This is a genomic window from Campylobacter sp. BCW_4332, from assembly GCF_001763175.1.
In the GTDB taxonomy this organism is placed as follows: Bacteria; Campylobacterota; Campylobacteria; order Campylobacterales; family Campylobacteraceae; genus Campylobacter_D; species Campylobacter_D jejuni.
Genome location: NZ_MJYF01000012.1, coordinates 63940 through 74284, shown reverse-complemented (window position 1 = coordinate 74284; position 10345 = coordinate 63940). Strand labels below are relative to the sequence as shown.

At 28.9% G+C, this 10345-nt stretch carries 9 protein-coding genes and 1 pseudogene; 4 read left to right on the top strand and 6 right to left on the bottom strand.

From position 1 onward, the window contains the following. The first annotated feature begins 75 nt into the window (after positions 1-75). Together folD and lepB are read left to right on the top strand one after the other, a co-directional pair. Positions 76-924 carry a bifunctional methylenetetrahydrofolate dehydrogenase/methenyltetrahydrofolate cyclohydrolase FolD gene (gene folD, locus AJN64_RS00990; protein WP_002852542.1) on the top strand — a complete coding sequence of 283 codons (849 nt, stop codon included), beginning with the start codon at positions 76-78 and terminating at the stop codon, positions 922-924. A gap of 9 nt (positions 925-933) precedes the next feature. Beyond that, positions 934-1782, top strand: a complete 849-nt coding sequence (lepB, locus tag AJN64_RS00985; RefSeq protein ID WP_002866938.1) for a signal peptidase I — start codon at positions 934-936, stop codon at positions 1780-1782. A gap of 21 nt (positions 1783-1803) precedes the next feature. Here the strand turns inward: lepB and AJN64_RS00980 are convergent, their stop codons facing one another. From AJN64_RS00980 to AJN64_RS00955, 6 genes and pseudogenes are all read right to left on the bottom strand, one after another. Next, positions 1804-2964 carry a molybdopterin molybdotransferase MoeA gene (locus tag AJN64_RS00980; RefSeq protein ID WP_053872928.1) on the bottom strand — a complete coding sequence of 387 codons (1161 nt, stop codon included), beginning with the start codon at positions 2962-2964 and terminating at the stop codon, positions 1804-1806. Further along, positions 2961-4217: a UDP-N-acetylglucosamine 1-carboxyvinyltransferase gene (murA, locus tag AJN64_RS00975; protein WP_053872929.1), complete on the bottom strand. Its 1257-nt coding sequence runs from the start codon at positions 4215-4217 to the stop codon at positions 2961-2963. Before murA ends, AJN64_RS00980 begins: the two co-directional genes overlap by 4 nt. Before the next feature lie 65 nt (positions 4218-4282). Further along, positions 4283-4710: pseudogene (fspA2, locus tag AJN64_RS00970) on the bottom strand (flagellum-secreted nonflagellar protein FspA2). Positions 4711-4836: 126 nt separating this feature from the next. Continuing rightward, a complete protein-coding gene (locus tag AJN64_RS00965; RefSeq protein WP_053872930.1) occupies positions 4837-5403 on the bottom strand; it encodes an anthranilate synthase component II in 567 nt (188 codons plus the stop codon). After that, a complete protein-coding gene (locus AJN64_RS00960) occupies positions 5400-7184 on the bottom strand; it encodes a bifunctional chorismate-binding protein/class IV aminotransferase (protein ID WP_053872931.1) in 1785 nt (594 codons plus the stop codon). Before AJN64_RS00960 ends, AJN64_RS00965 begins: the two co-directional genes overlap by 4 nt. Continuing rightward, on the bottom strand, positions 7174-8238 hold the full coding sequence (locus AJN64_RS00955; protein ID WP_070292549.1) for a tyrosine-type recombinase/integrase: 1065 nt from the start codon (positions 8236-8238) through the stop codon (positions 7174-7176). The genes AJN64_RS00960 and AJN64_RS00955 overlap by 11 nt, the downstream gene beginning before the upstream one ends. Before the next feature lie 626 nt (positions 8239-8864). On the opposite strand from AJN64_RS00955, the gene AJN64_RS00950 reads away from it, so the two are divergent. Next, positions 8865-9527: a thiol:disulfide interchange protein DsbA/DsbL gene (locus tag AJN64_RS00950; protein ID WP_052780819.1), complete on the top strand. Its 663-nt coding sequence runs from the start codon at positions 8865-8867 to the stop codon at positions 9525-9527. Beyond that, positions 9524-10321, top strand: coding sequence for a protein-disulfide oxidoreductase DsbI (dsbI, locus tag AJN64_RS00945; protein WP_053872212.1), 798 nt, complete (start codon positions 9524-9526; stop codon positions 10319-10321). Before AJN64_RS00950 ends, dsbI begins: the two co-directional genes overlap by 4 nt. Positions 10322-10345 lie beyond the last annotated feature (24 nt).

Sequence of the window (10345 nt, the reverse complement as noted above, 5' to 3'; positions counted from 1 at the left end):
TCACCTTGTTAATGAAGTTTTAATATGATACAATTTTTACTTTAAAAAAGTGATTAAATTTATAGAAGGAAAATAATGACTTTGCTTGATGGTAAAGCTTTAAGCGCAAAAATCAAAGAAGAATTAAAAGAAAAAAATCAATTTTTGAAAAGCAAAGGGATTGAAAGCTGTTTAGCTGTTATCTTGGTTGGAGATAATCCTGCAAGTCAAACTTATGTAAAATCTAAGGCTAAAGCCTGTGAAGAATGTGGAATTAAATCTTTAGTTTATCATCTTAATGAAAATACTACACAAAATGAACTTTTGGCATTGATTAATACCTTAAATCACGATGATAGTGTTCATGGAATTTTGGTTCAGCTTCCCTTACCTGATCATATTTGTAAAGATTTAATACTCGAAAGTATTATAAGTAGTAAAGATGTTGATGGCTTTCATCCTATTAATGTAGGATATTTAAATTTAGGCTTAGAAAGTGGGTTTTTGCCTTGTACTCCACTTGGAGTTATGAAGCTTTTGAAGGCTTATGAAATTGATTTAGAAGGAAAAGACGCTGTTATTATAGGTGCTTCAAATATAGTAGGTCGTCCTATGGCTACTATGCTTTTAAACGCTGGAGCTACAGTAAGCGTTTGTCATATTAAAACCAAAGATTTGAGCCTTTATACTAGGCAAGCTGATTTGATTATAGTAGCAGCAGGTTGTGTGAATTTACTTCGATCGGATATGGTAAAAGAAGGAGTGATTGTTGTTGATGTTGGAATCAATCGTCTTGAAAGTGGAAAGATAGTTGGAGACGTGGATTTTGAAGAGGTATCTAAAAAATCTAGTTATATAACTCCTGTTCCAGGTGGAGTAGGTCCTATGACTATAGCCATGCTTTTAGAAAACACAGTTAAATCTGCTAAAAATAGACTTAATTAGGGAAAATCTATGGAAATTTTAAAGAAATTATATAAATTTTCACAGTCTTGGACTGGAACTGTAGTTATTGTTCTTTTGGTGATTTTTTTCTTTATACAAGCTTTTGTTATTCCTTCTGGTTCTATGAAAAACACCTTATTGGTAGGGGATTTTTTATTTGTTAAAAAATTTAGCTATGGTATCCCAACTCCTCATATTCCTTGGTTGGAAATTCCTGTTTTGCCGGATTTTAATAAAGATGGGCATTTGATAAAAGCACAAGGGCCACAAAGAGGAGATATAGTTGTTTTTAGAAATCCTAGAAATGAAAAAGAACACTTTGTAAAGCGTTGTGTAGGCACAGGAGGAGATAGGATAGTTTATGCAAATAAAACACTTTATGTAAGAATGCATGAGGGTGATGAATTTATGAAAGAACATTATCCAAATGATCTTGTTACTCTTGGAGGGCAAATTTATGTAAAAGAACCTTATAAACAAAAAGGTATTCATTATGATCCAAAAAAAGATATAGAAAGCGATATTTTACGCTTTCTTAGCATAGGTGATTTTGCCATGTCTCCAACTTATATTAAAGAACTTGGAAATCATATAGGTTTTAGCGGCGGAAATGCTTATGTTTTTGATGTACCTGAAAATGAGTATTTCATGATGGGTGATAATCGTGATTATTCTTATGATAGTCGTTTTTGGGGTTCTGTTCCTTATAGGTTGATAGTAGGTAAACCTTGGTTTGTATATTTCTCTTGGGATAAAGATAAAAATGTTCGCTGGGAAAGGATAGGGCGTTTTGTTGATACCTTGGAAAATGATGAACAATATATCCATGATCATGATGATGAGGATAAATTAAGCTAATGTTTGTGAAAAACACAAACATTATATTTTTAAAAGCGTGATTTCATCACCTTTTTTTAATTCACCTGTATTTTCTTCACTTATAAGTAAAAACTCACTTTTAATAAGTGGAAGTATCATACCAGATCCAAATTTATTTTCATTAAATGGTGTAAAAATATCTTTTTCTAAATTTCCTAAAATGAGATTGTTTCTTCCACTTTTAAGCTTTAAATCCATACCCATTGTAGCATGAAATTTTAAAGGATTGTCTAGGTTTCCACTTAATAAAGCAATAATTTTTTTAGCAAAAATAAAACAAGAAAGATAAGCTGCCATAGGATTTCCTGGTAAAATCAATACGAAATTCTCACCCTTTTGATAAAGCTTAGTAGGTCTTGCAGGGCGTGCTTTTAGTCCTTTAAAAAGCGAAGTAAAGCCTAATTCATCTAAAGCTTTTTCCATAAAATCAGCCTCGCCAACGCTTGCACCTCCTGAAGTGATTAAAAGATCAAAATTTGTATTTTCTAAAGCCTCTTTAGTGCTTTTAAAATCATCTTTAATAATACCCAAATAAGAAGCATTTTGAAGCATAGTTAGTAAAGGCAAAGCATTAGCATTATAAATACTTTCTTCATCGCATTCTTGCCAAGGTTCTTTTAGCTCATTTCCACTTGAAAAAATACCTATGCGAATTTTTCTTATGACTTCTATTTTATAAAGCCCTTGAGAAGCAAGCAGGGCGATATGTTTATCATTAAGTTTGGCACCTTTTTGAAGTAAAATTTCACCTTTTTTTAATTCTTCGCCTTTATAGCGATAGGCATTGTATTGTTTAGGAGCTTTTTTAATGATGAGTTTATTTTCTTCTATATACTCATCTTCTAGCATTAAGATAGTATCAGCATTTTTGGGAATTTTAGCCCCTGTCATGATTTTATAGCATTCATTTTTAGCAACTGTATAAAAATTTTTATCTCCTGCAAAAATAGTCCCTTTAATCTCCAAAGCCTCATTGATATCAGTATAATTAAAAGCGTAGCCATCAAGAGCAGCATTGTCAAAACTAGGTAGATTTTTTCTAGCGTATAAATCTTTAGCTAAAATTCTATCCTTTGCTTTTTCAAGGCTAATAAGCTCACTTTCATCTAAACATGAAATTTGATCTTCTAAGTCTTTTAAGGTTTCAAAGATATTTTTCATTCTTCAAGCCTTGTGATTTTCACACCCAAATCTTTAAATTTTTCTTCTAAATTTTCATAACCCCTATCAAGATGATAAATTCTATGGACTTTGCTTGTACCTTTAGCTGCAAGAGCTGCTAAGATAAGGGCTGAAGAAGCGCGCAAATCTGTAGCCATGACATCAGCAGCGTTAAGTTCTTTTCCGCCTACTATAGTAGCAATATGACCATTGAGTTTAATATCCGCACCCATTCTTAAAAGTTCACTTACATGCATGAAACGATTTTCAAATAGTCTTTCATCAATAATACTAGTTCCATTAGCTTTTAAAGCTAGTGCCATAAACTGCGCTTGCATATCGGTTGGAAAGCCTGGATATTCACTTGTCATGATTTCTACAGGTTTAATTTCTTTAGCAGGAAGTAGGGTGATACTATCTTCTGTAATCAAAGTTTCAAAACCCATTTGATGAAGTTTTGCTAAAACTGCACTAATATGAGTGGCGTTAACTTTATCTAAAGTAATTTTAGAATTTGTAATAGCCCCTGCACAAAGATAAGTTCCTGCCTCAATTCTATCAGGTATAACGCTAAATTCTTTAAATTCTAAAAGTTCTCCATCGCTGCCATAAATTTCAAGTTCATCTGTACCTATGCCTTTGATTTCAAGTCCTGCGTCTTTTAAAACTTCGCAAAGTTGAACTACTTCAGGTTCTTTTGCAACATTTAAGAGTTTGGTTTTACCTTTAGCTAAAGCTGCTGCCATGATGATGTTTTCACTACCTGTAACCGTGATTTTATCAAAAAGAATTTCATTACCTTTTAAATTTCCACTAGCTACGACATAGCCTTGTTTGATTTGTATATTTGCCCCCATTTTTTCCAAGGCTAAAAGATGCAAGTCAATAGGTCTTTGTCCTATGGCACATCCACCAGGCAAAGATACTTCACAATGCCCAAAACGAGCAAGCAAAGGCCCTAGAGTAAGTATGGAAGCACGCATTTTGCGCACAATGTCATATTTGGCTATGGTTTGATTAAGAGTGTTTGTGTTTAATAAAGCACTATTGTTTTGAAAATTGACTTTAGCTCCTAAATTTTCTAACAAAGATATAAGAGTTTTTGTATCAGCAACATTAGGAACATTGTTGATTTTTACTTCATTTTTAGCAAGTATACTTGAAACGATCAAGGGTAGGGTAGCATTTTTTGCTCCGCTTATTGTAACATTTCCGCTTAGATGATTTGTGCCTTCGATTTCTAGATAAGTCATATTTTTCCTTGAAAAAGTTTAAAAATGCATCATTATAGCATTCTTAAACTTTTGAAAAAATATAATCAAGCTTGTTGGCTTTGGAGTTCTTGAATTTGAGCTTGAATTACATCTGCTTGAGATTTTAGCACATCAATTTGTTTTTGAAATGTCGTTTTCATTTGTTCGTTAGCGTTTGTCATTTTTTGAGTAAGTTCTGCAATTTTAGCTAAAATTTCAGCTAATTTTGCTATTAAAGCCTCTAATGCGGGATTTACGCCACCTTTGCTACTTTGGATGGAATTTTGGTCTTTGTGGTTTTCTATTTTTTCTTGACTTACTTTGATTTCATATTTTTTTCATTTTTTGAATTTGTTTGACTTAAACTTCTTGCTTCATCTGAAATTTGAATTTTAACCACATTGTCACTATGAACATTACTTACCAAATCATTGTCTTTGTTTATTTGTGTTTGATAATTGCTAAAATTTTTTGTCAAAGTATCTATTTTCATCTTAAATCTTTTTAAATTAATTTATATTGTTATCGGTTTTTTTATTTATAAATTTATATTAATGATAATTATTTTAAGGATATTTTATTTTAGATTTTCATATTTATATTTTAAATGCAAAAAAGTTTAAAGTTTCATAAAATTTTTAAGTATTTTTTTGCCTTTTTGCGTTAAAACTGCTTCAGGGTGAAATTGCAATCCATAAATAGGATATTTTTTATGTTTAATTGCCATAATGATATTTTCTGAATTATGAGCTAAAATTTTGCATTTTTTAGGCATAGAACTGATATACAAAGAATGATATAAGCAAATTTCAATTTCTTTTTTAATACCCTTAAAAATAGGATCTTTTTTAAAATAAAGTTTAGAAATTTTACCATGCGTAGGATTTTGCATTTTAGAAATGCTACCGCCAAAAACTTTAGCTATACACTGATGTCCTAAACATATACCTAAAATTTTTTTATTTTTTTTAAAATATTTGATTGCTTTTAGGCTTAATTTAGATTCCTTGGGAGAATGAGGGCCAGGAGAAATGATAAGATGAGTAAAATCAAATTTTTCTAATTCTTTAGCTTTTTTAAAGGCGTCATTTTTTATCACTTTACATTCAAAACCAAGTTCTTTAAGATAATAGATGATGGTGTAACTAAAAGAATCATAATTATCTATAAATAAAATTTTCTTCATTGTAATTTTACCTTTTTTAAACCACGCACGGAATTAATGCAATAAATATTTTCTGCTTCAAATAAATCTTGCTTAAATAATGCTTTTTCTTTTATCAAACCAAGATTGATTAAGAAATTTCTATATACTCCATTTAACATACCGCTTTGAATTTGTGGAGTATAAAACTGAGCGTTTTTTTCTAAGATGAGATTGGTTCTTGAGCCTTCACAAAGTTCATCTTTTTCGTTAAAAAAAGCTATGTCGTAACACAAGTTTTGATGCCATTTGTATGAGTGTTGATTATAAAAAGTACGCAAAGAGCTTTTGTGATAGAGATTGTCACTTTTTGAGTTAATTTTATCATCACTTAAAAGCAAAATATCGTTTGAATTTTGTTTTAAGGCGCTTTGTTGGAATTCATATCTTCCGTCTTTATATAAAATCAGTTTTAAAATTCCTTCTTTGTGTGGATTTTTAAAGGGTAGGGGAAAATGATAAAATAAAGAGTGTTTTTTGTGAAAAATTTTTTCATCGAGTTTAAAAAGTGTAAAATTTTGATATTCTTTATAAGAACTTTTTTGATTTAAAATATTATAAAAATCTTTAAAGATGTTGTGAGTATTAAAATTAAATTTAAGAGCTGAATTTATAAGCCTTAATAAATGTTCTTTTAAAAATAAAATTTGAGAATTTTTAAAATACATGGTTTCAAAAAGATGAAAATCACAAGGATTTAAGATCGCGCTTTTAAGTTTTAATTCTTCAAATTCATCTTTGAATTTTGAGTCCCAAACCAAGCCACTACCGGTGCTATAAGTATAAATTTCATCTTGTTTTTCTAAGGTGCGTATGGCTACGCTAAATTTATTTTTATTTTTGTGTATTAAACCTATAGTTCCGCAGTAAATACCACGATCTCTTTGTTCTAATTCTTCAATAAATTTAATGCTTTCAAGCTTTGGAGCACCTGTAATAGAACCGCAAGGAAAGAGAGCTTTAAAAATTTGATATAAAGAAATATTTTTTTTAAGTTTTCCTTGTACGCTTGAAGTCATTTGATGTAAAGTAGGATGACTTTGAATTTCAAAAAGTTTGGTTTTTAAGCTTTTTTTTGTGATGATTTTTGAAAGATCGTTGCGTAAAAGATCGCAAATCATAACATTTTCACTTAGATTTTTTGTATCATTTTGCAAGAAGGTTTTATTTTCTTCATCTTTTATAGGATCTTTATCACGCTTAATTGTGCCTTTCATAGGTTTTGTAAATATTTTTCTTTTTTTGGTCTTGAAGAAAAGTTCAGGTGAGAAGGACAAAATTTCTCTTGTTTCATCTTTTATAAAAGCTTTAAATTCAGTATTTTGTCTAGAAAGCAAAAGTTTAAAAAGTTCAAAAGAATCCATTTTGCTATGAAATTTAAAATTTTGAGTGAGGTTGATTTGATAAACTCTTCCTTTGGAGATTGCCTCTTTAACCTTGATGAAATTTTCTTTGTAATTATCTTGATCTAAAAAATTTATAAATTCAGGAATAAATTTTTCTTCATCAATATCTTCTTTTTGAAATTTTTTTCTTTTTTTAAAAGCAAATATAGACAAATAAGCTTTTTTACTTGTGAAATTTTTATCTTGAAAATATCTATATAGCTCATAATCAGCAAGCATTAAAATATAAAAATCATTTTTATATTTTTCTATAAATTTAAAGCACTTTTTACTTTCTTTGTGGTTAAAGGCTTTTAAAGTGTGTTTTAAATCATAGTAAAAATATCCACCAAAAACAGCATAGTTTTCAAGAGTCACTTAATTCCTTTGCAACCTGTGCGGCAAGTTTTAATTTATCATTATCAAAATGAGTGTAAATTCTTGAGGTATTTAAACTCGCATGCCCTAAAGCTTCTTGAACTAAAACTAAATCTTTTTGCTTTTTATAAAGTAGAGTGGCAAAAGTATGACGCAACATGTGAGCACCATTTTTTTGTTTGCGAATTCCTGCACGAAATAAAAGCTGTTCTACTATGCGACTGACATAAGATTGGGTCAGTGGAGTGCCTTTTTTATTGACAAAAAGCAGGGCGTCTTTGCTCATATAATTAATACTTACATTTTTAAGCAAATCGTAAATAAGTTCTTTTTTTATCATTACAACACGATATTTATTGCCTTTAGCTCTTATTCTTATGATATAAAGATCGTTTTCTTCGCTAATATCACCCATTTTGATATTGATAGCTTCGCTTACCCGTATGCCTGTAAAAATGATGATTTTAATAATAAGTTTATTGCGTATGGTATTGTTTTTAAAATCTGCATTTTCAATAGCATCAAGAAATTTTTTAAGTTCTTCTTCACTCATAAATTCAGGTAATTTTACCCCTTTAGAACCTGCTATACCTGCCCAGTTTTTAAGATTGATATCGAAAATATGTGCTTTTTCATCTTCTTCATTTTGCTTGTCTAAAAAATCAAAAAAATTAATCACAGCAATACGGTAATTTTTTTTGCTTGCATCTGATAAAGCACCTGTTATACTTGCTAAAACTTCTATAATGAGTTCTTCATCAATCTGTTTTAAAGAGTAAAGCTTATAAAAATTTAAATATTCAAATACTTTTTTTAAAGGATTAAAATAAGTATTAACTCCACTTAAACCAGCATTTCTTGCTTTTTTTGCTAGAGCGTCAAGTTCATCAATATTTTTTACACCTTTTGTAAGAGCAAAATTAACTTCTGCTAAAGCTTGTGGATTTTTTAACTCTTTATTAGATAGTGAGTTGAGTTTAAATTTTACATATTTTGCTAACCAAAATAAGAATGATTTTTCAAAATTTTCTTCACAATCTAAAGGGTATTTCATAAAAACTTTTCCTAAATCTAAAATTTTAGCTTTTTAACTAGAAAAGGTATTTTAGTATTAACTTAGTAAAAAAAAGCTTTTTTAGGAAAAAGTTTGTTTTTATATGCAAGGCAAAAAGCTTGAAATATTTTTATTAAATAAATCTTATATCAATCATAAAAAGATATGATAAAAGGTAAAAATATATAAAATTTATAATTTTGTATTGAAAACTATAATTTTCAAACTTTTTTATATACACCTAGATTATTCTACTTTGATATAGATTAAGCTACTATTTTTACATACTTTTATGATTTTACCTTTTGAGTGAAATAAACTTATCCATAAAATATAATGTAAAAAATTGATAATTTTATTTTGTAAATTAAAATTATATTTTATTTTTCTTGAAAACTATAAAGAATATTTAAAAATTAAATGATTTTATATTATTATCAAAATATACATAAAAATGATAACTTGTGCATTAAATTTTTTAATCCCCTATTCTTGATTTTTAGTTAAAGTAAATATTCTTAGTTATAAAATTTTTAAGAATATTTTTATTTTAATAGTTTTATAATGGTTATTACATAAAAACTTAATAAAAAGTTTTATCAAAACCAAATTTCAAGGAGAAGGTAATGAAATTTCCAGTAAAATTAGCAAGATCTATTGTTGTATGTGCTTTTTTAGCAGGTATAAGTGCCAGTGCATTAAGTGAAGGTAAAGAATATGTAATTCTTAAAAATCCTATTGCTAACGCTGATAATTCATTGATTGAAATTTTTTCTTATCGCTGTACTCATTGCTATGATCATCACAAATTTAATACCATGGGTAAAGTTAAAGAAAAATTACCTAATTTAACTTATAAATTTTATCCTGTAAGTTCTATGGGAGATTATGGAAAGCAAGCTAATGAAATTTTTGCTTTTGCGGCATTTAAAGATGGTGTAAATAAAGCTGATCCTACGGATAAAAATAGCTTAACTCATAAAGTTGCTGAAGCTTATTTTAATGCATATTTTAAGAAAAAACAAAGATGGGAAAATGGTAAAAATCCTGAAGCTTTTTATAGTGTCGGTTTAAAAGCAATGAATGTAAGTAAAGCTGATTTTGAAAATTTCTTAAAAACTCCAGAGGCTGCAGAGCTTTTAAAAAGTTATGAAATTGCCAATCCTATTTCGCAAAATTATGGCACCCCTGCTTTTGTTGTTAATGGAAAATATCAAATCGTTCCAAGTGCAATCAACTCTCCAGAGGCTTTGATTGAAATTACTAAAGAACTTAGCAAGCAAAAATGAGTTGTATAAAAATGAAAGATAATTGCAGAAATTTTTCACTTTCCAAATGGCAAGATACGCGCAAACCTTGGTTAATTTTGATTATAGTTACTATAGGGCTTACTTGTATAGCGCATTTTTTATTTCAAGAATATCTTTTTATGGAACCTTGCGAACAATGTGTGTATATAAGATTTGATATGCTTGTTATGGCTATAGGTGGTATGATTGCATTAATCAACCCTAAAAATAATATTATAAAAATTTTTTCTTATGGCTTAGCTTTTTATGGAATTTGGCTTGGCTTGGAGCATTGTATAACTTTAAATCATATTCATGAAGTGGTTCATTCTGAAAATCCTTTTGCAGGTGTAGATGGATGTCGTGAAATTCCTATTTATCCATTTAATTTACCTTTGCATGAGTGGGCTCCTAGTTGGTTTTTGCCAACAGGAGAATGTGGGATGGATACCCCTGTAGTTCCAGAAAATGCTTATAATCATCTTAATGCTTTTCAAAAATTTTTTATAGGAACTCCACCTAATTTTGAAAATGGGCTTTATAGCAATGGTTGGTATTTGATTCCTAGTTTAAAGTTTATGAATATGGCAATTTGCTGTCTTATAGCATTTTTATGTTGTTTTATTGTGCTTTTTGCAATGTTTATAGTCTATGTTTTAGATAAAAATAAACCTAATGCTAAAATTTTTGCATTGGTGATTGTTATTTTGGTTTTGGTGCTTAAATTTATAGGCGAACCAAAAAATCCAAATCAAAATATAGCTAGTTTAAATCATTTAAATCAAGTCATTTAAAGATACTCTTAAAATACGCAACAA